General features: G+C 61.4%; 22 protein-coding genes. 6 read left to right on the top strand and 16 right to left on the bottom strand.

Going from position 1 to position 21,402, the window contains the following annotated elements:
• Window positions 1–118: 118 nt before the first annotated feature.
• Window positions 119–1,120 (top strand): 4-hydroxyproline epimerase, encoded by a 1,002-nt coding sequence (locus tag ABD806_RS11750; RefSeq protein ID WP_344958172.1) that lies wholly within the window; start codon window positions 119–121, stop codon window positions 1,118–1,120.
• A 28-nt stretch (window positions 1,121–1,148) separates the two neighbouring features.
• Here ABD806_RS11750 and mnhG read toward each other — a convergent pair whose 3' ends face one another.
• From mnhG to polA, 8 genes are all read right to left on the bottom strand, one after another.
• On the bottom strand, window positions 1,149–1,526 hold the full coding sequence (gene mnhG / locus ABD806_RS11745) for a monovalent cation/H(+) antiporter subunit G (protein ID WP_344958169.1): 378 nt from the start codon (window positions 1,524–1,526) through the stop codon (window positions 1,149–1,151).
• A gap of 36 nt (window positions 1,527–1,562) precedes the next feature.
• Window positions 1,563–1,838, bottom strand: a complete 276-nt coding sequence (locus ABD806_RS11740; RefSeq protein ID WP_344958167.1) for a cation:proton antiporter — start codon at window positions 1,836–1,838, stop codon at window positions 1,563–1,565.
• 4 nt (window positions 1,839–1,842) lie between these two features.
• Complete coding sequence (locus ABD806_RS11735; protein ID WP_344958165.1) at window positions 1,843–2,316, bottom strand: Na+/H+ antiporter subunit E; 474 nt, start codon at window positions 2,314–2,316, stop codon at window positions 1,843–1,845.
• Complete coding sequence (locus ABD806_RS11730; RefSeq protein ID WP_344958163.1) at window positions 2,313–3,815, bottom strand: Na+/H+ antiporter subunit D; 1,503 nt, start codon at window positions 3,813–3,815, stop codon at window positions 2,313–2,315. The genes ABD806_RS11735 and ABD806_RS11730 overlap by 4 nt, the downstream gene beginning before the upstream one ends.
• Entirely contained in the window at window positions 3,812–4,159 is a 348-nt protein-coding gene (locus ABD806_RS11725; RefSeq protein WP_344958161.1) for a Na+/H+ antiporter subunit C, read from the bottom strand. The genes ABD806_RS11730 and ABD806_RS11725 overlap by 4 nt, the downstream gene beginning before the upstream one ends.
• A complete protein-coding gene (locus tag ABD806_RS11720) occupies window positions 4,160–4,591 on the bottom strand; it encodes a Na+/H+ antiporter subunit B (RefSeq protein ID WP_344958158.1) in 432 nt (143 codons plus the stop codon).
• Window positions 4,588–6,885, bottom strand: a complete 2,298-nt coding sequence (locus tag ABD806_RS11715) for a putative monovalent cation/H+ antiporter subunit A (RefSeq protein WP_344958156.1) — start codon at window positions 6,883–6,885, stop codon at window positions 4,588–4,590. Before ABD806_RS11715 ends, ABD806_RS11720 begins: the two co-directional genes overlap by 4 nt.
• 667 nt (window positions 6,886–7,552) lie before the next feature.
• Window positions 7,553–10,306, bottom strand: coding sequence for a DNA polymerase I (polA, locus tag ABD806_RS11710; RefSeq protein WP_344958154.1), 2,754 nt, complete (start codon window positions 10,304–10,306; stop codon window positions 7,553–7,555).
• Window positions 10,307–10,652: 346 nt separating this feature from the next.
• Here polA and elbB point away from each other — a divergent pair, with 346 nt between their 5' ends.
• Both elbB and ABD806_RS11700 read left to right on the top strand, forming a co-directional pair.
• Window positions 10,653–11,300, top strand: a complete 648-nt coding sequence (gene elbB / locus ABD806_RS11705) for an isoprenoid biosynthesis glyoxalase ElbB (protein ID WP_344958152.1) — start codon at window positions 10,653–10,655, stop codon at window positions 11,298–11,300.
• Window positions 11,301–11,571: 271 nt separating this feature from the next.
• Window positions 11,572–12,144, top strand: a complete 573-nt coding sequence (locus ABD806_RS11700) for a hypothetical protein (protein WP_344958150.1) — start codon at window positions 11,572–11,574, stop codon at window positions 12,142–12,144.
• A gap of 18 nt (window positions 12,145–12,162) precedes the next feature.
• On the opposite strand, the gene ABD806_RS11695 is transcribed toward ABD806_RS11700, so the two are convergent.
• The 4 genes from ABD806_RS11695 to ABD806_RS11680 all read right to left on the bottom strand — a co-directional run bounded on the left by ABD806_RS11695 (window position 12,163) and on the right by ABD806_RS11680 (window position 15,583).
• A complete protein-coding gene (locus tag ABD806_RS11695) occupies window positions 12,163–12,825 on the bottom strand; it encodes a 7-cyano-7-deazaguanine/7-aminomethyl-7-deazaguanine transporter (RefSeq protein ID WP_344958148.1) in 663 nt (220 codons plus the stop codon).
• A 126-nt stretch (window positions 12,826–12,951) separates the two neighbouring features.
• Window positions 12,952–13,851, bottom strand: coding sequence for an EamA family transporter (locus tag ABD806_RS11690; RefSeq protein WP_344958146.1), 900 nt, complete (start codon window positions 13,849–13,851; stop codon window positions 12,952–12,954).
• A gap of 41 nt (window positions 13,852–13,892) precedes the next feature.
• On the bottom strand, window positions 13,893–14,147 hold the full coding sequence (locus ABD806_RS11685) for a DUF3630 family protein (protein ID WP_344958144.1): 255 nt from the start codon (window positions 14,145–14,147) through the stop codon (window positions 13,893–13,895).
• A complete protein-coding gene (locus ABD806_RS11680; RefSeq protein WP_344958142.1) occupies window positions 14,147–15,583 on the bottom strand; it encodes a protein adenylyltransferase SelO in 1,437 nt (478 codons plus the stop codon). The genes ABD806_RS11685 and ABD806_RS11680 overlap by 1 nt, the downstream gene beginning before the upstream one ends.
• Window positions 15,584–15,703: 120 nt before the next feature.
• Here ABD806_RS11680 and ABD806_RS11675 point away from each other — a divergent pair, with 120 nt between their 5' ends.
• Complete coding sequence (locus tag ABD806_RS11675) at window positions 15,704–16,003, top strand: c-type cytochrome (protein WP_344958140.1); 300 nt, start codon at window positions 15,704–15,706, stop codon at window positions 16,001–16,003.
• A gap of 26 nt (window positions 16,004–16,029) precedes the next feature.
• Here ABD806_RS11675 and recQ read toward each other — a convergent pair whose 3' ends face one another.
• Complete coding sequence (gene recQ, locus ABD806_RS11670; protein ID WP_344958138.1) at window positions 16,030–17,856, bottom strand: DNA helicase RecQ; 1,827 nt, start codon at window positions 17,854–17,856, stop codon at window positions 16,030–16,032.
• A gap of 173 nt (window positions 17,857–18,029) precedes the next feature.
• Between recQ and rarD the strand changes: the two genes are divergently transcribed.
• Both rarD and ABD806_RS11660 read left to right on the top strand, forming a co-directional pair.
• On the top strand, window positions 18,030–18,944 hold the full coding sequence (gene rarD, locus ABD806_RS11665) for an EamA family transporter RarD (RefSeq protein ID WP_344958876.1): 915 nt from the start codon (window positions 18,030–18,032) through the stop codon (window positions 18,942–18,944).
• A 9-nt stretch (window positions 18,945–18,953) separates the two neighbouring features.
• Window positions 18,954–19,445, top strand: coding sequence for an AraC family ligand binding domain-containing protein (locus tag ABD806_RS11660; protein WP_344958136.1), 492 nt, complete (start codon window positions 18,954–18,956; stop codon window positions 19,443–19,445).
• Window positions 19,446–19,473: 28 nt separating this feature from the next.
• Here ABD806_RS11660 and ABD806_RS11655 read toward each other — a convergent pair whose 3' ends face one another.
• The 3 genes from ABD806_RS11655 to ABD806_RS11645 are packed head-to-tail and all read right to left on the bottom strand — an operon-like array spanning window position 19,474 to window position 21,168.
• The gene (locus tag ABD806_RS11655; RefSeq protein ID WP_344958134.1) at window positions 19,474–20,184 is read right to left on the bottom strand and encodes an RNA polymerase sigma factor; all 711 of its coding nucleotides are present in this window, start codon (window positions 20,182–20,184) and stop codon (window positions 19,474–19,476) included.
• A gap of 10 nt (window positions 20,185–20,194) precedes the next feature.
• The gene (locus ABD806_RS11650; protein ID WP_344958132.1) at window positions 20,195–20,581 is read right to left on the bottom strand and encodes a c-type cytochrome; all 387 of its coding nucleotides are present in this window, start codon (window positions 20,579–20,581) and stop codon (window positions 20,195–20,197) included.
• 8 nt (window positions 20,582–20,589) lie between these two features.
• Window positions 20,590–21,168, bottom strand: a complete 579-nt coding sequence (locus ABD806_RS11645; protein WP_344958130.1) for a ferritin-like domain-containing protein — start codon at window positions 21,166–21,168, stop codon at window positions 20,590–20,592.
• Window positions 21,169–21,402: the final 234 nt, after the last annotated feature.

Here is a 21,402-nt window from a genome sequence, read left to right as displayed (position 1 = left end):
ATTCCTTGATTGTATAAAATATACAATTTATATCTGGATGCCAGAGTTACCGGTTAATCATTTGTAAAAACCCGATCCAGATCTCACTAACCGATGGCATAACAAGGAGAGATAAACCATGCGTGAAGGCACTTTTTTCTGTATAGACGCCCATACCTGCGGCAACCCGGTAAGGCTGGTGGCCGGGGGCTATCCTGCCCTGCAGGGCAGCACCATGAGCGAGAAGCGGCAGGATTTTCTGAGCCACCATGACTGGATCCGCCAGGCGCTGATGTTCGAACCCAGGGGGCATTCGATGATGTCCGGCTCCATCCTCTACCCGCCCTGCAGCGCCCAGGCCGACGCCTCCATCCTGTTTATCGAGACCAGCGGCTGCCTGCCCATGTGCGGCCACGGCACCATAGGCACGGTCACCAGCGCCATCGAGCACGGCCTGCTCAGGCCGAAAACCCCGGGCAAGCTGATCCTGGATGTGCCCGCCGGCCAGATCCGCATCGACTATGAGCAGAACGGCGACAAGGTGGAGAAGGTACGCATCTATAATGTCGCCAGCTACCTGGCGCACCGGGATGTCACCATTGAGGTGGAGGGCTTGGGACAGCTGACGGTGGACGTGTCCTATGGTGGCAATTACTACACCATCGTCGATCCCCAGGCCAACTTCCCCGGGCTCGAGTCGTTCGGCGCCGATCAGGTGCTGCATTACTCACCCAAGGTACGGGAGGCGATCAACCGGGTGGTGGACTGCGTGCACCCGCTGGACTCCACGGTGCGCGGCGCCAGCCATGTGATGTGGACCGGGCAACCGACCCGGCCGGGGGCCCATGCCCGCAATGCGGTGTTCTATGGCGATCGGGCGATCGACAGATCCCCCTGCGGCACCGGCACCAGCGCCCGCATGGCCCAGTGGGTGGCCAGGGGCAGGCTCGCGGTCGGCGAGGAGTTCGTGCACGAAAGCATCATCGGCAGCCTGTTTGTCGGCCGGGTGGAGAGCGAGACCAGGGTCGGCGACCACCCGGCCATCATGCCCAGCATCCAGGGCTGGGCCCGGGTCACCGGCCACAACACCATCTGGGTGGACAGCGAGGACCCCTACGCCTATGGTTTTGAAGTGAAATGATAGAGCTGGCATCCAACATGGATGCCATTCAATCCTCCTCCCGCTTGCGCGCCGAACTGCCCAGCCGGTGGGTCTTGAGATCGTAGCGCTCCTTGATCACATCCTTGACCGTGCCCTCCCACAGCCTGATACCCACGAAGTAACCGGCACGGGCCAGCACATGGGCGGCCACCGGCGCCGTCATGATCACGAACACCACCACCGCCAGGGCGCGTGCCACCACACTCGCTTCCTGGAAGTAAATGGCGAAGCCGCAGGCCATCAGCCCGGCGCCCAGGGCCCCGGCCTTGCTGGTGGCGTGCATGCGGGTCAACAGATCGGGCATGCGGATAATGCCGATGCCGGCCAGCAGCATCAGGAAGGAACCGAGCAACATAAAGAGGCCGGTCAACAGTTCGGTCACCATGACAATGCCCTCCTACCCCCAACACCGCCAAGCCATTCAGTCATCATCGCGCTGGCCTCCCCGCTCCAAGTATCGGGCAAAGCCGACCGCCGTCATAAAGGAGGTCAGCGCCAACACGATGGCCACATCGATAAACTGGGGCCGCTCGAAGGCCACCGCATACAACAGGATAAAGCCCACGGTAAGGGAGGCGATCAACTCCAGGGCCACCACCCGATCCGGCAGGGTGGGGCCCAGCAGCAGGCGGATGGCCGCCAGCACCAGCCCCAGGCTCAAAAACAAAAAGGCAATGGTCAGGACAAAATCGAACATAGGCTTATCCCAGCAAGTCGATGACACGGGCCTCGAGGGCCTTCAGCTCCGCCAGCTGGCGGGCCTCATCATCCAGATACATGATATGCACATAGAGCACCTTGCGATCGCTGGACACGTCCAGGGTCAGGGTGCCCGGGGTGACGGTGATCAGGTTGGCGAAGATGGTGATGGCTCCCTCGTCCTTCACATCCAGGGGGATGGCGATCACCCCGGGCCGCATCAGGTGGGTGGGCGTCATCACATCGTAGGCCACCCGGGCATTGGCCTTGAGCAGATCCCAGATAAAAAACAAAACAAAGCCGATAATCTTCGGCAGCTTGCCGAAGTAACGGGCAAAGGTCGGCTTATCCCGCAATACGTAGGCCAGCACCAGGTAGCTCAGCACCATGCCCACCACCAGGTTACCTATGCTGTAGGTGCCGGACAGGATCACCCATGCCATGGCCAGCAGCATGTTCCAACCGAAGGCTCTCATCGGCTAACCCCCAGTACGGCATCAATATAGCCAGCCGGCGACATCAGCTGCCCGGCGGTGGCGGTGGCCAGTTGCACAAACCACTCGGCGCCAAAGCCGATGGTCAGGGTGAGCAGCGCCAGGGCGGCCACCGGCAGATAGAGCAGATACAGGTGCGGATCCCGGCCGCCGCGCAGCGGTTTCGCCTGCTCCGGCCTGGCCTTCCAGAACACCTCGGCCCAGATCTTGACCATCGAAAACAGGGTCAGCAGGCCGACCAGCAGCGCAACGGCCACCATAAACCAGGACTCGGCCAGCAGGCCCGCCTGGATCACCGTATATTTGGCAAAGAAGCCGGACAGGGGCGGGATCCCCGCCAGCGACATGGCCGGGATAAAGAACAGCACCGCCAGCCAGGGCGCCGAGCGGTACAGACCGCCCAGCTTGTCCAGCTCGTAGCTGCCGTGGTAGCGGTACATGATGCCGCTGACCAGGAACAGGTTGGTCTTCACTATGATGTGATGGAAGATATAGAAAACGCCTCCGGCCACGGCCAGGGGGGTAAACAGCGCCAGTCCCACCAGCATATAGCCGATCTGGCTGACGATATGGAACGACAGTATCCGCCTAACCTCGTGCTGGGCCGCGGCGCCCAGTACCCCGGTGACCATGGTGAAGATGCCCATCCACAGCAATATGCCGTGATGGGTAAAGGCCACATCCTGGGCGAAGATCAGGGTAAATACCCGGTACAGGGCATAGACTCCCACCTTGGTCAGCAGACCGGCAAACACCGCCGAGATCGCCACCGGCGGTGTATGGTAGGACGCCGGCAGCCAGAAGAACAACGGGAAGGCAGCCGCCTTGATGCCGAAGGCTATCAGGAATAGCATGGCGATCACCGTCACCAGGCCGGTCTGTTCCGTCTGCCCCAGCTTTTGCGCCAGATCCGCCATGTTGAGGGTGCCGGCGTAGCCATAGAGCAGACCCACCGCGGTCAGAAACAGCGCCGAAGAGATCAGGTTGAGGGTCACATACTTGAGCGCCCCTTCCATCTGCGCCCGCTCTCCACCCAGGGTCAGCAAGCCGAACGAGGCCACCAGCATGATTTCGAACCACACATAGAGGTTGAAGATGTCACCGGTCAGGAAGGAGCCCACCACCCCGGCCAGCATCAGGTGCAGCAGGGGATAATAACCGAAGGCCTCGTGGCTGCGGCTCATGGTGGCCAGGGCATAGACGGCCACCGCAAAACCGATGATACCGGCCACCAGCACCATGATGGCGCTGAACAGATCGGCCACCAGGGTAATACCGAAAGGCGCCGCCCAACGTCCCACATAGGTCACCAGGATGCCCTCCTGCTGCACCTGATGCAGCAGATACAGGCCGGCGCCCAGCAGGGCACCGGTGGCCAGCACCGCTATCCAGCGCTGCACCAGTCGCGAGCGCCAGCCGACCAGGGACAGGGCACCGGCCAGCATGGGGATCAGAATAGGGATGACGACTTCGGTGCTCATGTGTCTGTGCTCTTCATCTCATTCATATCATCGGCACCTATCACTTCATAGGCCCGGTGGATCAACACCACCGCAAAGGCCAGCACCCCGAAGCTGATGACGATGGCCGTGAGGATCAGCGCCTGGGGCAAGGGATCGGCGATCGGGCCGTCCGGTAGGGTCATGCCCTCGGAGATCAGCGGCAATGCGCCACGCACCAGGCCGCCGCCGGTAAAGATCAACAGGTTGGCGGCATTCGACAGTATCATCAGGCCAATCACCAACTTGACGATGCTGCGCCTGAGCATCATAAACAGGGCGGTGGCGTAGAGGCCGCCGATCACAAACGCGAACAGGTTTTCCATTCATTCCTCCGCCTTGGCCAGGGACAGCACTATGGTGGACACCACCCCGATCACCACCAGGTAGACGCCGATGTCGAACAGCAGCGGGGTACTCAGGTCCAGGTCACCGATGCCGGGCAGGGTCAGGCTCCACCACTGGCTGCTCAGGAAGGGCTGGCCATGCAACAACATGCCGACCATGCCGCTGGCCAACGCCAGCAGCAGGCCCATGCCCATGATCAGCTGGCTCTCCACCCCCATCAGCTTGCGGGTGCTGCCGGCATCGAAGGCGAACAGGTGCAATGCGAAGGCGCTGGAGGCCACCAGCCCGGCGATAAAACCGCCGCCCGGCTCGTTGTGGCCGCGCAATAACAGGAACACCGAGAACAGCAGCAGCAGCGGCACCAGGAAGCGGGTCGCCGTCTGCAGGATCAGGGATGAATCTGTACTCATGGTTGCTCCTCAGCCCGGAGGCGAATCATGGCATTGACGCCGATCGCCGCCAGCGCCAGCACAAAGATTTCCCCCAGGGTGTCCAGCGCCCGGAAGTCCACCAGGATCACGTTCACTATGTTCCGGCCATGAGCGGCCACATAGCTGTTTTCCACCAGGAAGCGGCTGATGCCCCCGCCGAGGGAGGACTGGTTGACGGTCAGCACCAGCAGGGTGATCAATACGCCGAAGGCGCCGGCCACCAGGGCGTCGCGCCAGCGTATCCAGGGGCTGGACAGATCCTGAAAACCGGGCAGGCGGAACAACACCAGCACCAGCAGGATCACCGTCAGCGTCTCGACCAGCACCTGGGTGATGGCCAGATCCGGGGCACTGAAGAACACATAGATCAGCGCCATGGCAAAGCCCAGCGCCCCGATGGCGGCGACCGAACCCAGCCGCAGGTGGGTGGCGCTGGCATAGACCACAGCCACCAGCATCAGCAGGCTGACCACCACCTCGTAGAAACGCACCCCCTCGAATGACAGGGAATAAATGAAGGCATCCCGGGAGACCAGGGTGTAAGCCAGCAGCCCTATGGTGGTCACCAGTATGGTGAGTATATAGTGGGTCATATAGCCGTTTTGCAGCACCCGGGTCTGCCAGTCGGCGAGCCGAACCAGAGCCTCCATCATCCGTTCATAACCTCGCTCAGGGCCGTAGGCCAGCGGCCTGATCAGGCCCGCCAAGGGCTCGCGCCACCTGTCCCAGTCCCGATACAGCCAGACCCCCGCCACCAGGGCCAGGCCGCTGAACAGCAGGGGCAGGTTGAAACCATGCCAGAGTGCCAGCTCGAGCGGTGCCACCGGATGACCGCCGATCGCCCTCACCGCCGCCCGCAACAGGGGCTCGGCCAGGCCGGGCACCAGGCCAAGCAACAATCCGCCCAGGGCCAGTACGCTGAATCCCAGGCGCATGGCGAACGGCGCCTCGTGGGGCGTTTTCGGAGTCGGTTTGAGTTCGCCCATAAAGGGCTTGATCGCCACCAGGGCGGCGGCGGCCACAATGCACACGGCGGTGAGCATGGCCATCACCAGCAACAAGCCGGACAATGCCCCCGCCTGCAGCGCCGCCTCGAACATCAGCTCCTTGGCGATAAAGCCGAACAAGGGCGGAACCCCGGCCAGGGCCAGGGCCGCCAGCCCGACGAAAAACGCGGTCTGGGGCATCAGGCCGCGCAGGCCGCCCAGATCATGGACATCCTTGGTGCCGGTGCTGTGATCCAGGGTACCCGCCGCCATAAACAGCGCCCCCTTATAGAGGGCGTGGGCCAGCAGAAACACCATGGCCGCCAGCAGGGCACCCGGTGTGCCTATGCCGATCAACATGGTTAGGGTGCCCAGGGCCATCACGGTGGAAAACGCCAGGATCCGTTTCAGATCCGTACTGCATACCGCCATCACACCGCCCACCAGCATGGTCAGCGCCCCGATCAGGGTCAGCGTCAGGGTCCAGGCCTCGTTGCCCGCCATCACCGGCTGCAGCCGGGCCATCAGATAGACCCCGGCCTTGACCATGGTCGCCGAGTGCAGGTAGGCGCTCACCGGCGTGGGCGCGGCCATGGCATTGGGCAGCCAGAAGTGGAAGGGGGTTTGTGCCGACTTGGTGAAGGTGCCCGCCAATACCAGCACCATCATCGCCATAAACAGCGGGCTGGCCTGCAAGGCATCACCACGGGGGAGCAACTCATGCAACTCGAAGCTGCCCCCGATAACGCCCAGCAACAGCAACCCCGCCATCAGCGCCAGGCCGCCGCCCACGGTCACCAGCAGGCCTTGCAGTGCCGCCTTGCGGGCAGGGTCATGCTCGTGGTTGAAGCCGATCAGCAGATAGGAGGTGATGCTGGTCAGCTCCCAGAACACAAACAGGGCGATCAGGTTGCTGGACAGCACCAGGCCGAGCATGGCCGCCATAAAGGCCAGCAGATACATCAGCAGCTTATGGATATCCTTATGGCCTTTAAGATAGGCGCCCGCGTAAATCAGGATGAAGGTGCCGATGCCGGTGATCAGCAGGGCGAACATCAGGCTGAGGCCATCGACCAGGAAGTTGAGGCTGATCCCCAGGCTGGGGATCCAGGGATAGTCAATCACCTGGTTGTGGCCCTGCACTATCTCGGGCAGGAAGCCGGCAAAGTAGGTAAACAGGGCCGCCGGCAGCAAGGCCAGACACCAGCCGATATGCGGCCCCACCAGCAAAGACAGCCGGGGCACAAAACAAGCCAGGACAAACCCCGCCAGAACAGCAACAAGCATGGGCAAACCGCCTCCTTTCTACACCTGAAACAGGCCAGGATCAGCTGAAGGAACAGAGAAACAGCACTGTGCAGACTATAGTTTGGGAATGGATGGATAACCCTTCGAGCGGTTATTTATTTTAATTATTAGCACCTTGGATACTAGCAAGCCCCCGGTAAAAGGCAAGATGGCAGGCCGTTGACCTCCCTGCCCGGGCAGCAAGTATGGCCGCACTGGAAAACACGGCGCCATCCGCCCAGGCCGCCGATGGCTGCTCCAACGATGCCAACCTGGCTGCCTGCCCTCGGGGAGCCGTCGTCCCGGCGATCTGCTCGCCGGCAGCGGCAAAGCATGTAATAAAAAAACATAAAATATATGGAGGGCTACTTTATGGCGGCTCACGTAGATGCGCCTCGCAGACCGCCGCACCACTGCCGGCGGTGACGATATCGTTTGAAACGTCATGCCCCGGAAAGCCGCACGATTACGGATAAAATGCAGATAAAAAAAAGCCCCCGAATCAAAGTCGGGGGCGGCTTAGCTAGCCAGCTTCAATTACGTGAATAAAAGGTCTGTAAGACAGCTGTCTTACCTCTGTACCCTGCCCAGCACTGTACAACAGGCATGCGGAAAAAAAAAGCCAGATATGTAATATTTTTACACTTTTGTTTTTTGACAACTTGACTCAGTGCGCCTGATCCCAGTTATCCCCCACCCCGGCCTCCACCTGCAGGGGTACATCCAGGCTGGCCGCCTGCTCCATCAGCCCGCTCAGCTCCGCCTTATATTGTTCGACGCTATCCTCCTTGATCTCGAACACCAGCTCATCGTGCACCTGCATCAGCATGCGGATGCTGTCGGCCGGCTGCTGATCGACCCAGGCGGCCACCTTGATCATTGCCTTCTTGATGATGTCCGCCGCCGTGCCCTGCATGGGCGCATTGATGGCGGCCCGTTCGGCTCCCTTTCGCCGGGCACCGTTCTTGGATTGGATGTCCGGCAGATAGAGGCGCCGGCCAAACAGGGTGGATACATAGCCCTGTTCGGCGGCCTGGATGCGGGTCTCTTCCATATAACGCAACACACCGGGATAACGTTCGAAGTAGATATCCATATAGGCTTGGGATTCGGCCCTGGGGATACCCAGCTGACGCGACAGGCCGAAGGCACTCATGCCATAGATAAGGCCGAAGTTGATGGCCTTGGCCCGCCGGCGCTGTTCGGTGGTGACCTGATCAACCGCCACCCCGAACACCTCGGCGGCGGTCGCCTTGTGAATGTCCAGGCCGTAGGCAAAGGCATTGAGTAGCCCCTTGTCCCGGGAGAGGTGGGCCATGATGCGCAGCTCGATCTGGGAATAATCGGCCGCCACCAGCTTGTAGCCCGGCTCGGCCACAAAGGCCTGGCGGATACGGCGCCCTTCCTGGGTGCGGATGGGAATGTTCTGCAGGTTGGGATCGGATGACGACAGCCGGCCGGTGGCGGCATTGGCCTGGTGATAGGAGGTATGGATGCGGCCGCTGTGCTCATTGACCATCTGCGGCAGCTTGTCGGTATAGGTGGATTTGAGCTTGCTCAATCCCCGATATTCGATCAGCACCTTGGGCAGGGGGTAATCCAGGGCCAGCTCCTGCAGCACTTCTTCCGAGGTGGACGGCGCCCCCTTGGGGGTCTTCTTCAGCGCCGGCAGTTGCAGCTTTTCAAACAAAATCTGGCCCAGCTGCTTGGTGGAGCTGAGGTTGAAGGGTTCGCCGGCCAGTGTATGTGCTTCCTGCTCCAGTTCCTGCAGGCGCTTGGCAATCTCCTGGCTCTGGGCCGCCAGCAGCTTGCTGTCTATGCGCACCCCGGTATATTCCATCCTGGCCAGGACCGGTACCAGTGGCATTTCAATGTCGCTGAACACCCGCTGCAGCTCCGGCTCGGCGGCGAGCCTGGGTGCCAGATGATGGTGCAGCCGCAGGGTGACGTCCGCATCTTCCGCCGCATAGGGGCCTGCCTGCTCCAGGGGGATCTGGTTGAAGGTCAGCTGCTTGGCGCCCTTGCCGGCAATGGATTCGAAGGAAATGGTGTCATGGTTCAGGTAAAAGGAAGCCATGCTGTCCATATCGTGGCGGGTCTGCACCGAGTTGAGTACATAAGACTCAAGCATGGTATCCAGGCCTATGCCCTTCATGTCGATGCCGTGATTCTTGAGCACATTGGCATCGTACTTCAGGTTCTGGCCCAGCTTGATGCGGCCCTCATCTTCCAGCAGCGGTTTGAGCGCGCCCAGTACCGCCGCTTCGCTCAGCTGCCCGGGCGCATCCAGATAGTCGTGGCCGAACGGCACATAGGCGGCCTGGCCCGGCTCAACCGCGAAGGAAACCCCCACCACCCGGGCATCCCTGTAGTTGAGGCTGGTGGTCTCGGTGTCGAAGGCGAAATAGGGAGCCTGGGCCAGCCGCTCGAGCCAGTCATCCAGCTGTTGCTGGGTAAGCACCGTCTGGTAGTCGGTAGTCAGCTGCGGCGTCGGCGCGGGAGCGTCCGCCGCCGGCTCGCTGCCCTGGCCCTGTCCGCGCTCCAGCTCTTCCAGCAGGTTGCGGAATTCATACTCCTGGTAAATGCTGCGCAGGGCTGCGCTATCGGGCTCGCCCTGCTGCAACTCGGCCGGGCCAAACTCCAGGGCCACATCTGTCTTGATGGTCGCCAGCTGGCGCGAGAGCCGCACCATTTCCTGGTGCTCCTGGAACTTGGCGGCGAAGTTTTTGGCGCCGCGGAACCCCAGCCCGGCGACCTGATCCAGCTTGGCGACGATATCGTCGATCGAACCCAGCCCCTGCAACAGCGCCAGGGCGGTTTTTTCACCCACCCCGGGCATGCCGGGGATGTTATCGACCTTGTCGCCCATCAACGCGAGGAAGTCCACGATCAGCTCGGGCGGCACGCCGAACTTTTCGACCACCCCGTCCCTGTCCATAAAGCTGTTTTTCATGGTGTCCATCAACAGCACATGGGCGGACACCAGCTGGGCCATATCCTTGTCGCCGGTACTGATCAGCACGTCCAGTTGCTGTTCGGTCGCCTGCCGGGCCAGGGTGCCGATCACATCGTCCGCCTCCACCCCGTCTTCGACGATCAGCGGCAAGCCCATGGCACGGATAATATCGTGGATCGGCGCTATCTGCTGTCGCAGCTCGTCGGGCATCGCCGGCCGGTTGGCCTTGTAGTCCGCATAGATATCATCACGGAAGGTCTTGCCCTTGGCATCGAACACCACCGCCACCCGGGACTCGGGAAACTGCTTGTGCAGGCTGCGCAGCATATTGGTGACCACGCGGATGGCGCCGGTGGGGCGGCCGTCGCTGGTTCTCAGATCTGCCTGTTGAGAGGCGAAATAGGCCCGGTACAAGTAGGAGGATCCATCGACCAGGATCAGGGGTTTGGCAGGAATGGCGACCATGAAGTTTTTCTCTTTATTCGATTGGCCGCTAGCATGCCATAGCTACCTGACCGTTCCAAATCATCGACGGCAGGAGTGCCCCCTTGCCCGCCGGCCACCGGCCCGCCCAGCCTGTGGATAAGTCTGTGCGAAATGGTTCAAACATCACCCTAGGTTATTATGTGTTTTCTTTTTATATCAATAAAGTAGGATAAAAATATGGATCCTGTAAGATCATTTTAAAATGTGGAAAATCAGCGTCAGTGGGAAAGCGGGTAACCGATAAAGTGAAATAATGCTAGCATAGTTTTATCGGGGCGCCAGTCGCGATAAACCATTATTTGGGACTCAATAAGGATAAGCATCGATGAAGAATGTAGCCGTGATCCTGAGTGGCTGTGGTGTGTATGACGGCACCGAAATTCACGAGGCCGTGCTCTGCCTGCTGCACCTGACCAAGCAGGGAGCCCGTTACCAGTGTTTTGCCCCGGATAAGGCACAACACCATGTGGTCAATCACCTGACCGGCGAAGAACAATCCGGGACACGCAATGTGCTGGAAGAATCGGCGCGTATCGCCCGGGGCGAAATCACGCCGCTGCAGGAACTGGATGCCAGCCGGTTTGATGCCCTCTTGCTGCCCGGTGGCTTTGGCGCCGCCAAAAACCTCTGTGATTTCGCGGCCCAGGGAGCCCAGGCCCAGGTTGATCCTCAGGTGCTGGCCGCCTGCAAGGCCTTCGCCAAGGCACGTAAACCGGCCGGCTACTGCTGCATCGCCCCCGTGCTGATCCCCCATGTCTATCCCGCCGGGGTCAAGGGCACCATAGGGACAGACACCGGGGTAGCCGCGGCATTTAACGCCATGGGCGGAGACCATGTGGGCTGCGCGGTGACCGATGTGGTGGAAGACAGCCACTATCAGGTGATCTCCACCCCCGCCTATATGCTGGCCGGCAGTATCGCCGAGGCCGATACCGGCATAGGCAAGCTGGTAAAGCGCCTGCTGGAAATGTAAGCCGGGATCGACAACGACGGCTGGAAATATAAAAAAGGCCGGCAAACGCCGGCCTAAAACTCTGGAAGCAATGTGAGCAATGTCGTGCCTTCACAAGCAGCCTTCATCTGCACTGGGAGAATATCTGAAGCCTGTCCGGAACGCAAGTTAACGATAATCGTTATCATTACTGATTGCAACACTTTTTCCCTGCCCGCCTCTTTTTTCCATTTTCCCGCACACCCCTTTCCTTGGCTAAACTAGGTAGAACCCCATCGGCCAGGAACCAGACATGAAACACGGATTACTGATCTTGGGCTTGTGGCTGCCATGGGCGCTCACGGCCAGCGAGGCCGATATCAAGCAGGCCATAGAAGAGGGCCAGAAGGCCTACCAGGCCGGCGAACTGTCCCAGGCGGCCGCCCAGTTCGACTATGTGGCCACCCTGATCCGCCAGCAACAGGCGGCCGGGATGGGCGAGCTGTTTCCGGCACCGCTGGATGGCTGGCAAGCGGAAGAAGTCAGCAGCCAGGCGGGATCGGCCGCCCTCTTCGGCGGCGGCATCAATGCTTCCCGCACCTACCGCATGGACGATAAACGTCTGGAAATCGTCATTACCAAGGATTCCCCCCTGCTGCAGACCATGGCCATGCTGTTTACCAATCCCAGCATGGCGGCCATGGGCGGCTATAAGGTAAAACGCATTCAGGGGCAGACAGCCATGTTCAAGCAGGAAGGCACCAGCATGGAGCTACAGATGCTGATCGCCAACACCCTGCTGCAGTTCAATGGCCACGCCCTCAGCGAAGCGGAGCTGACGGCCTATGCCGAGGCCGTCGACTATCAGGCCCTGACCCGGCTGTAAACGGCGGGCGTTCTTGTATCAGCACGAGGCCTGGGGTTGCCGGGTCGCTTCGCCGGTGAGTTTACGACTCAAATACCTCAGCAGCAGGCCATAGGCGGGTACGAACAGGCCGAGGCTGAACAGCAGCTTGACCCCATAGTCCACCAGGGCGATCTCCATCCAGTTGGCCGCCATAAAGGGATCCGGTGAACGGTAGAAGGCCAGGCTGAAGAAAGCCAGGGTGTCGAGCAGGTTGCCGAAGATGGTGGAACAGGTAGGCGCCACCCACCAGGCCCGCAAATGCCGCAGGTGGCTAAACACCGATACATCGAGGATTTGGCCGAGTACGTAGGCCATAAAGCTGGCCAAGGCGATACGGGCGACGAACAGGTTAAACTCGTTTAAGGAGGCCAGCCCCTGATAGGTGGCTTCATAGAAGAGCACCGACAGCACATAAGAGGTAGCCAGCGCCGGCAGCATCACATAGAAGATGATACGCCGGGCCAACTCGGCACCAAAGATACGCACCGTCAGATCAGTGGCCAGGTAGATAAAGGGGAAGCTGAGCGCGCCCCAAGTGGTGTGCAGGCCGAAGAGGGTAAAGGGCAGTTGCACCAGGTAGTTGCTGGCGGCAATGATAGCGATGTGCAGCAACGACAGCCGGATCAGGGCGGTACGGTACTGGGCGGCGGAAATAACCATGGTTTACCTTGTTGAGCGATGAAATCGGAAGCCATCCCGGTAACGGCGTGGCGGCGTGCCTTACCGACAACCCAGGCGATCAACAGCCGCCTGTTTTTCAGCCACCGGAATGCGTGCGGCGCCATCTTACTCTTTCGCTTCCGCCTTGTCTTCACCTGAAAGTAATTTCCACAGGCGCGCACCAAATACATTCAACCCCAAGCCCAGCATCACCAGCAGGGCTCCGGCCCACTGAGCCGGTGTGAGCCGCTCATCCAACAACCACACCGCCGAGCTTAAGCCCACCACCGGCACCAGCAGCGAAAACGGCGCCACCATGGACGTCGGATAGCGCTGCAACAGGCGACTCCACAGACCATAGCCCAGCAGGGTCGCAACAAACGCCAGGTAACCCAGTGCCAGCAGGGTATGGCTGCCGATATGGCGCAAGGCGTCCGCTATCTGTTGCGACCCCTCCAACCAGAGCGACAAGCCGAGGAACGGCAGCGGTGGCACCAGGTTGCCCCAGACGATAAGCCCGATCAGATCGACCCTGCCTATTTTCTTGGTCACTATGTTACCCAATGCCCACATGGCCGACGCCGTCAGGGTCAGCCCCAGTCCCAACATAGTCATGGTGCCGTCGCCGCCCCGGCCGATCACGACGAGTCCGGTTGCCGCCAACAACAACCCTACCAGATGGACCGGCTTGACCCGCTCCCCCAGCAGCACGGCGGCAAACAGCAGGCTGAAGAAGGCCTGCGACTGCAACACCAGAGAAGCCAGCCCCGCCGGCATGCCATTGGCCATGGCGTAGAATAAAAAGGCGAACTGCCCCAGCGAGATGGTGCCGCCGTAAGCGATCAGCCAGCGCCAGGGCACCTGCGGCCGCCTGATCAGCAGCACCCCTGGAAAGGCGACCAGGGTAAAACGAAGGGCGCCGAGCAGCATGGGCGGCACCCCTTCCAGCCCCACCAGGATCACCACGAAGTTCATGCCCCAGACCCCGATCACCACCAGTGCCAGTAACAAATCCTTGGGTGCCATGCGGTACTATCCTGTTGTGATGGTAAGAGACATGGACGGCCTCAGCCGTGCCATTGCCCGGCCAGCCAGTCGGCCACCGGCTGGTCCTGCTCGCTCAGGGGGCTGAACCAGACACAGTCGAGATAATGTTGGTAACAGAGCAGCAGGCGGGTGCCTTCAAATTCCACCAGCCACTGGTGGTAGTCGGCCCCGAGCTCCTGCTCTATCAGCCGCAGTTCCAGGGTGCTCACCAGGCCGGCGGCCCAGGCGGGAAAGCTGTCCATGGTCAGCGGTGTTTCGGTTGTCAGTATGTTCATCATGAGCTGCAGGATACACAGATTTGTTTGGCCCAGTCCGGCGCCGGCTGGGCATAGGATTCGGCTTCGGGTTGTTCATCGAAGGGACGGCGCAAGATGGCCAGCAGCCGTTCGCATTCGCCGATATCCCCCTGCTCGGCACCCTTGATGGCCTGCTCCGCCAGATGGTTGCGGAGCACATATTTGGGGTTAATCAGGTCCATTTGTGCTTTTTTCTCCACCTGGCCGCGGTGCTCGACCGCCAACCGGGCCTGATAGCGGCGGAACCATTCCTGCCAGGCATCGGGCTTGGTCAGCAAGGCCAGTATTTCCTCGGGCACGGGGCCGCCGGCCGCGAGGCTCGATAACCGGCGGAACCAGGCGGTATAGTCCACCTGCTGCTCGGCCATCAGCGTGAACATCTGCCTGAACAACTCGGGATCCTCGTCCTGCCAGCCGCTTAACCCCAATTTCTGTCGCATCAATTCGGAAAAGGTCGACAGCAAGGCGTACTCGTATTTGCCCAGGGCCTCCTGCAGCTGCTCGATGGGGATCAGCTTGGACAGGGACTGCGCCAGACGCTGCAGGTTCCAGAAGCCCACCGCCGGCTGCTGATCATAGGCGTAGCGACCAGCATAGTCCGAATGGTTGCAGATATGGTAGGGATCATAAGCGTCGAGAAAACCGTAGGGGCCGTAGTCCAGGGTCAGCCCCAGGATCGACATATTGTCGGTGTTCATCACCCCATGACAGAACCCCACCGCCTGCCATTGGGCAATCAAGTGCGCGGTACGCTCCACCACCCGCTCGAACAGGGCCGCGTAACCCTGCGGGTCCTTGGCCAGATCCGGCCATTGGGTGTCGATCAGGTAATCCAGCAGGGTGGCGATGTGCTGCTCTCCACCGCTGTAAAAGAAGTATTCAAAATGGCCGAAGCGCACATGGCTGGCGGCGGCGCGCAGCAGGGCGGCGCCACTTTCCACCTCTTCCCGGTACACCGGTTCGTCGCTGCCCACCAGGCAGAGGGCCCGGGTGGTGGGAATACCCAGATGATGCATGGCCTCTGAGGCCAGATATTCACGGATGGAAGAACGCAGCACAGCCCGGCCATCGCCGAAGCGGGAATAAGGGGTCTTGCCGGCGCCTTTCAGGTGCAGATCCCAGCGCTGGCCATCGGGGGCCTCCACCTCGCCCAGCAACAGGGCGCGGCCGTCCCCCAGCCGCGGGCTATAGCCGCCGAACTGGTGGCCGGCATAAACCTGGGCGAACGGAGCCATCCCGGTCGGCAGCCGGGTACCACTGGTGATATCCAGCCACTGGCGATCGCTCAGCCCTTGCAGCCCCATCTGATCCGCCAATTCATGGTTAATCAGCAGCAGCCGGGGCTCCGCCAAGGGCGTGGGCTCGACCCGGGTGCCGGCCCAGTCAAAAGTTGCATACAAATTGTTCAATATCACACTTTCATCCTCGGGCCTGCACCAGCGTTTTATTTTTCACCATAGCTTACTTTATACTGCTTCTGCTCAATAAAGGAGCCCGGAAGCAATTCGTCTTTCTAACAATAACGGAGTCCAACGATGAAAAAATTGATGACAGCCGCCGCCATGCTGGCCTTGCTCAGTGCTCCCGCCTTCGCGGCCGGTGACGCCGCCGCCGGCAAATCCAAGGCTGCGGTCTGTGCCGCCTGCCATGGTGCCGAAGGTATCTCCGCCATGGACATCTACCCCAACCTGGCCGGCCAGAAAGAAGCCTACCTGGTAAAACAGATGAAAGCCTTCCGCGATGGCGATCGTAACGACCCCATCATGGCACCCATGGCCAAGCCCCTGTCCGACCAGGACATCGAGGATCTGGCCGCCCACTTCGCCGGCCTGTAAGCAATCAGGGTCCGCCTTGGCGGACCTTATCCCTGCCGGCGCAGCAGCGCGAGGAAGGCCGCGCCGTAACGCTCCAGCTTGCGCACCCCCACCCCATTGATGCCCAGCAGCTCCGCTTCCGTTTTCGGCCGGTAACGGGCTAGTTCGGTCAGGGTGGCATCGCTGAACACCACATAGGGCGGCACATCGGCATCGTTCGCCAGGCTCTTGCGCAGCTGGCGCAGCTCCTTGAACAGGGCCCTGTCTTCGGCGCGGCTGAGCACCGACTCCCCCTTGTCCTTCTGCTTGACCCGCACCAGCCGCGGCTCGGCCAGCTGCAGTGACACCTCGGCCCGCAGCACCGGGCGGGCCGCCTCGGTCAGCTGCAGCACCATATTACGGGTGATATTCTGGGTCAGCAGCCCCAGATGGATTAGCTGGCGGATCACGCTGACCCAGTGCTCCTGACTTTTATCCCGACCGATACCATAGGTCGACAGCTTGTCATGACCATGGTCGCGCACCCGCTGGGTGGTGGCACCGCGCAGCACCTCCACCACGTACATGACGCCGAAATGCTGGCCGACCCGGTATACGCAGGACAGCGCCTTGCGCGCGTCTTCGGTGCCATCGTAACCCTGGGGCGGATCCAGGCAGATATCGCAGTTGCCGCAGGGCTTGCTCTGGTAGTCGCCGAAATAATTGAGCAGCACCTGGCGGCGGCAGGTCAGCGATTCGGCGAAGGCCGCCATCACATTGAGCTTATACAGCTCCACCTGCAGCTGCTGCTCGTTATCGCTGTTTTCCAGCAGCCGCCGCACCCGGCCCACGTCGGCCGGGTCGTAAAGCAACAGCGCCTCCGACGGCAGGCCGTCCCGCCCGGCCCGGCCGGTCTCCTGATAGTAAGACTCGATATTCTTGGGAATATCATAGTGCACCACATAGCGCACATTGGGCTTGTCGATGCCCATGCCGAAGGCCACGGTCGCCACCACGATATCGATGTCGTCGCGGATAAACTGCTCCTGCACCGACTGGCGCAGCGCCAAGGGCAGGCCCGCATGATAGCTGGCCGCCCGGTAGCCCCGGGACAGCAGCCGCTCGGCCACCTCTTCCACCCGCTTGCGGCTGGAACAATAGACGATGCCGCACTGGCCCTGCTGCTCGGCCACATAGCGCAGCAGCTGGTCGATGCCCTTGAACTTTTCCACCAGGGTATAGCGGATATTGGGCCGGTCGAAGCTGGCGATATGGATCAAGGGGTCATGCAGGCCCAGCCGGCCCAGCATGTCCTGGCGGGTGGCCTCGTCGGCGGTGGCGGTCAGCGCCATCACCGGGATATGGGGGAACCATTGCTTGAGCCTGCCCAGCTCCGCATATTCGGGCCGGAAGTCATGGCCCCACTGGGAAATACAGTGGCCCTCGTCGATGGCGAACAGCGCCAGTTCCAGTTCGCCGAGCCGCTCCATGAATTCATGTTGCAGCAGGCGTTCCGGCGACACATAGACCAGCTTGATCTCGCCCCGGCGCATGGCGGCGAAATGGCGCACCATCTCTTCACGGCTCAGGGCGCTGTTGATATAGACGGCGGCCACCCCGTTGGCCACCAGGCTGTCGACCTGATCCTTCATCAAGGATATCAGCGGCGACACCACTATGGTCAGCCCGGGTCGCAGCAACGCGGGGATCTGATAGCAGATGGATTTGCCGCCGCCGGTGGGCTTGATCACCAGGGCATCGCGGCCATCGGTCACCGAGCGGATAATGTCTTCCTGGCCGTCGCGGAAGCTCTGGTAGCCGAACACCTGCTGCAACACCGCCAGCGGCGTGTCGGGAATGGTCAGGGCCTGGGGCTGTTCGGGCGAGGCAGTCATGTGAATCCGCTATGTCAGAAGGAAGGGGCATTGTAAAGCAGGGGGGGCAAACAATAAACCGGGCAGGCCACGGGCACCGCTCCCCGTCCGGTTATTTAGTTACATTTGCTACTGGTCAGCGGTTGGCTGTTATGGCTAAACTAGTTTTCTACCTAATTGCCAGATTTCTCGCTATGGAAAAAGATCACGCCGCCCAGGGTGCCCTGTACGCCCTTGGCGCCTATTTTCTATGGGGCATAGCCCCCATCTATTTCAAACAGCTGATGCATGTGCCGGCCTACGAGATCCTCACCCACAGGGTGCTCTGGTCCTTCTTGTTGCTGCTGGCACTGATCAGCGCGCTTGGTTACTGGCCCAGGGTCAGGGCCATGCTGCGCGAGCCCAGGCATCTGCTGATGCTGTTGCTGTCCTCGGTCACCATAGGGCTGAACTGGTTGATCTTTATCTGGGCGGTCAACAACGATCATATGCTCGATGCCAGCCTGGGTTATTACATAAATCCGCTGTTCAACATAGTGCTGGCCATGCTGTTCCTGGGTGAGCGCTTCCGGCCCACCCAGTGGCTGGCGGTGGCGCTGGCGGGCGGCGGCGTGCTGATCCAGCTGCTGGTGTTCGGCAGCCTGCCCTGGGTGGCGCTGGCGCTGGCCACCTCCTTCGGCTGCTATGGCCTGATCCGCAAGAAGGTGCCGGTCGATCCCTTTACCGGCCTGATGCTGGAAACCCTGGTGCTGCTGCCCGCCGCCGCCCTCTACCTGTGGGGATTTGCCGACAGCACCACCAGCCAGATGAGCCATAACTCCCTGAACACCAACCTGTGGTTGATCTCCGCCGGCCTGGTGACCACGGCTCCGCTGCTGCTGTTCGCCAGCGCAGCCAAACGACTCAGGCTGTCGACCCTGGGTTTTTTCCAGTATTTGGGCCCCAGCCTGATGTTCCTGCTGGCGGTGCTGCTCTATGACGAGCCCTTCACCCAGGACAAGGTAATCACCTTTGCCCTGATCTGGCTGGCGCTGGTGATCTATACCCTGGACGGGGTCAGGCAGCGGCGGCGCAATTCTTTACAAAACAGCCCCCGGCTGCACCGCTAAAATAGCGTCATGAATGCCGTAAGATACTGGAAACATCCTTCGCTGCCGGGCATGGAGCTGTGCCTGGCCGACCATGCCGCCTTCAGCTATGGCCGGCATATCCACCTCGACTACCATATCGGCCTGGTCGAGTCGGGCGCCCAGAAATTTATCCATAAGGGTAGCTCGGCAGCGCTGGCCGCGGGCCGGCTGTCGCTGCTCAACCCGGATATCGCCCATGACGGTGGCTGCTTCGATGAACGGGGCTTCCGGGTCCGGGTGTTTTCCATCGCGCCCGGGCTGATGGCTTCCCTGGCCAACGAGCTGGAACAGGTGGAGCCCTTCTTCACCCAGCCCCTGCTGGATCATCCCGGCCTGTACCGGCACAGCCTGGCGCTGCACCGACAACTGGAGCAGGGACTGCTCTCTCCCCGGGAAACCGAGGAGCGGCTGCTCGGCCTGCTGTTCTGCGCCGTGGCCGGCTCCATCCTGTGGCTGGCAGTGAGCGAGGGCCTGGGGTAACCACGCCATACCGCCCCCTCCATAACGGTCAGAGGCGGCGCTGGCATCCCTGTTCCTTGAGGCGGCACAGCACCGCCGCCACTATCCGCTCACAACGATGGCCGGCAAACTCGTACAGCTTCAGCCCCTGCCGTTCCATCTCCGCCATCAGCGCCTCGCGCAGCAGCCCCCTGGCCCTGTGATATCGGGTCTTGACCGTGGCCTCGGGCAACGCCAGGCTGAGGGCCGTTTCGCTGACGCTCAGCTGCTGCACGGCACGCAACACAAACACGCTGCGGAAAGGGCGGGGCAAGGCATCCACCGCCTGTTCCAGCAGGCCGCACAGCTGCCTGTTGGCCTGTTCCTGCTCCGGCGAGGCAAGCTGCCGCTCCGCTGGTACATGGGAAGCCATGATCTCCTCCAGGGTATCATCCAGCAGGCCGGTGCGGCGCCGGGCCCGCAGTCGCATCAGCGCCTCGCGGGTGACGATGCGCGACAGCCAGCCGGCGAAGTAATAAGGCTCGCCGAAGTGTTCTCTCTGCAGCCAGGCCTTGATATAGCTTGCCTGCAGTATGTCCTCGGCTTCATCATCGTCGGTGACGATGCTGCGGGCCAGGCGGAACAGGCGCTGGTTATAACGGCGCATCAGGGATTCGAACAGCTTGATATCGCCCTCCCGCAGCCGTATTGCCAGTTGGAATCCGGCCGGATCCGGTTCCGTCCCTCCCTGGGTTTGTGCTCGAGCAGCCGGCATATCCATAATATTCTCCTTATTCTGCGCATTGACCCGCCGCTGTGGCCAGCCAGGCGATCAGCTCACGCCGCTGTTGCGGATCGGCTATGCCCGCATAGGTCATTGTAGTTCCCGGAACCCTGTCCATCGGCGCCGCCAGGAAGGCATCCAGGGTATCTTGATCCCAGACAAGGCCCGACTCCCGCATCGCCGCCGAGTAATCGAATCCGGGCACAGTGCCCGCCCGCCGGCCAATCAGCCCGCAATGGCGCGGGCCGGTGCGATTCACCTGTAGCGAATGACAGCCCATGCAGCGGCTGTAAATCTGCTCGCCCCGTTGCGGATCGCCGGCCGGCTCCGCCCGGGCCGGCGACAGGCCGAGCAGGAGGCAGGCCAGCCCCGCCAACCATGATGGCACCTGCATCCGTCCCCCTACGAGAAGAAGGCGCCGGGCACCGGATCCATACCCAGCGCCGAGCGCAGCACCGCCCAGTGCATAGCCTCGTCCGCCAGTATGCTGGCCGCCGCCGAGGCCAGTTCCCGGTTGTCAAACAGGGGGATGGCGCCCGCATAGGCGCTGACCGCCCCCCGCTCCAGGCCGGCGGCAAAGGCCAGCACATCCGCCTGGTTGTTCAGCCTGTCGACCGGGAAGGCATAGTCGGCGGGACTGGCGGGCAGCTTGCCGCCCAGCTGATCAATGGTGCCGGCAAGCAGCTCCGCATGCTCCCTGTGATGCCCCTGAAAGCTCACCGCCACCTTGAATGCCTCCGCCTGCAGCAAACCGCTGTCGGCGCCCAGCTGGTAGGCAGCAATCGCCTCCCGCTCCGCCAACCAGGCGGTGCCCAGGATACGGATATCGGTCTGCTGGGCTTCACTGCCGGCCTCCGTGGCCAACGCCAGTCGGGGTTTGCCGGCCAGCAGCCCGATGGCGGCGCCGGACAGGGTCAGGCACAGGCCGTCGAACAGAAACCGACGACGCGGGGAAATGATCAATTGCTCTGGCTTGTTCATCTTGCTGCTCCTTACTACTGAAAAGGCGTTGTTACCCTATCAATGCGGCAAGGAGGAAAAAGGTTCCCGGATAATCAGGCAACGGGAGGAACATTGAAAAAAGGCGTGAGGCGTGAGGCGTGAGGCGTGAGGCGTGAGGCGTGAGGCGTGAGGCGTGAGGCGTGAGGCGTGAGGCGTGAGGCGTGAGGCGTGAGGCGTGAGGCGTGAGGCGTGAGGCAAAAATTGTAGGCACCG

The organism is Zobellella aerophila, from assembly GCF_039539325.1.
Lineage (GTDB): Bacteria > Pseudomonadota > Gammaproteobacteria > Enterobacterales > Aeromonadaceae > Oceanimonas > Oceanimonas aerophila.
The sequence above is the reverse complement of the archived record's forward strand: the minus strand, read 5'-3'. Positions and strand labels throughout refer to the sequence as shown.

Bases quoted from the DNA above. Each gene is read 5' to 3' on its own strand.
- polA (WP_344958154.1), bottom strand. From the start codon at position 10,306: ATGGTCGCCATTCCTGCCAAACCCCTGATCCTGGTCGATGGATCCTCC.
- elbB (WP_344958152.1), top strand. From the start codon at position 10,653: ATGAAGAATGTAGCCGTGATCCTGAGTGGCTGTGGTGTGTATGACGGC.
- ABD806_RS11700 (WP_344958150.1), top strand. From the start codon at position 11,572: ATGAAACACGGATTACTGATCTTGGGCTTGTGGCTGCCATGGGCGCTC.
- ABD806_RS11695 (WP_344958148.1), bottom strand. From the start codon at position 12,825: ATGGTTATTTCCGCCGCCCAGTACCGTACCGCCCTGATCCGGCTGTCG.
- ABD806_RS11720 (WP_344958158.1), bottom strand. From the start codon at position 4,591: ATGAGTACAGATTCATCCCTGATCCTGCAGACGGCGACCCGCTTCCTG.
- ABD806_RS11650 (WP_344958132.1), bottom strand. From the start codon at position 20,581: ATGCAGGTGCCATCATGGTTGGCGGGGCTGGCCTGCCTCCTGCTCGGC.
- rarD (WP_344958876.1), top strand. From the start codon at position 18,030: ATGGAAAAAGATCACGCCGCCCAGGGTGCCCTGTACGCCCTTGGCGCC.
- ABD806_RS11735 (WP_344958165.1), bottom strand. From the start codon at position 2,316: ATGAGAGCCTTCGGTTGGAACATGCTGCTGGCCATGGCATGGGTGATC.
- ABD806_RS11645 (WP_344958130.1), bottom strand. From the start codon at position 21,168: ATGAACAAGCCAGAGCAATTGATCATTTCCCCGCGTCGTCGGTTTCTG.
- ABD806_RS11690 (WP_344958146.1), bottom strand. From the start codon at position 13,851: ATGGCACCCAAGGATTTGTTACTGGCACTGGTGGTGATCGGGGTCTGG.
- ABD806_RS11750 (WP_344958172.1), top strand. From the start codon at position 119: ATGCGTGAAGGCACTTTTTTCTGTATAGACGCCCATACCTGCGGCAAC.
- ABD806_RS11715 (WP_344958156.1), bottom strand. From the start codon at position 6,885: ATGCTTGTTGCTGTTCTGGCGGGGTTTGTCCTGGCTTGTTTTGTGCCC.
- ABD806_RS11685 (WP_344958144.1), bottom strand. From the start codon at position 14,147: ATGAACATACTGACAACCGAAACACCGCTGACCATGGACAGCTTTCCC.
- ABD806_RS11675 (WP_344958140.1), top strand. From the start codon at position 15,704: ATGAAAAAATTGATGACAGCCGCCGCCATGCTGGCCTTGCTCAGTGCT.
- ABD806_RS11655 (WP_344958134.1), bottom strand. From the start codon at position 20,184: ATGGATATGCCGGCTGCTCGAGCACAAACCCAGGGAGGGACGGAACCG.
- recQ (WP_344958138.1), bottom strand. From the start codon at position 17,856: ATGACTGCCTCGCCCGAACAGCCCCAGGCCCTGACCATTCCCGACACG.
- ABD806_RS11730 (WP_344958163.1), bottom strand. From the start codon at position 3,815: ATGAGCACCGAAGTCGTCATCCCTATTCTGATCCCCATGCTGGCCGGT.
- mnhG (WP_344958169.1), bottom strand. From the start codon at position 1,526: ATGGTGACCGAACTGTTGACCGGCCTCTTTATGTTGCTCGGTTCCTTC.
- ABD806_RS11660 (WP_344958136.1), top strand. From the start codon at position 18,954: ATGAATGCCGTAAGATACTGGAAACATCCTTCGCTGCCGGGCATGGAG.
- ABD806_RS11740 (WP_344958167.1), bottom strand. From the start codon at position 1,838: ATGTTCGATTTTGTCCTGACCATTGCCTTTTTGTTTTTGAGCCTGGGG.
- ABD806_RS11725 (WP_344958161.1), bottom strand. From the start codon at position 4,159: ATGGAAAACCTGTTCGCGTTTGTGATCGGCGGCCTCTACGCCACCGCC.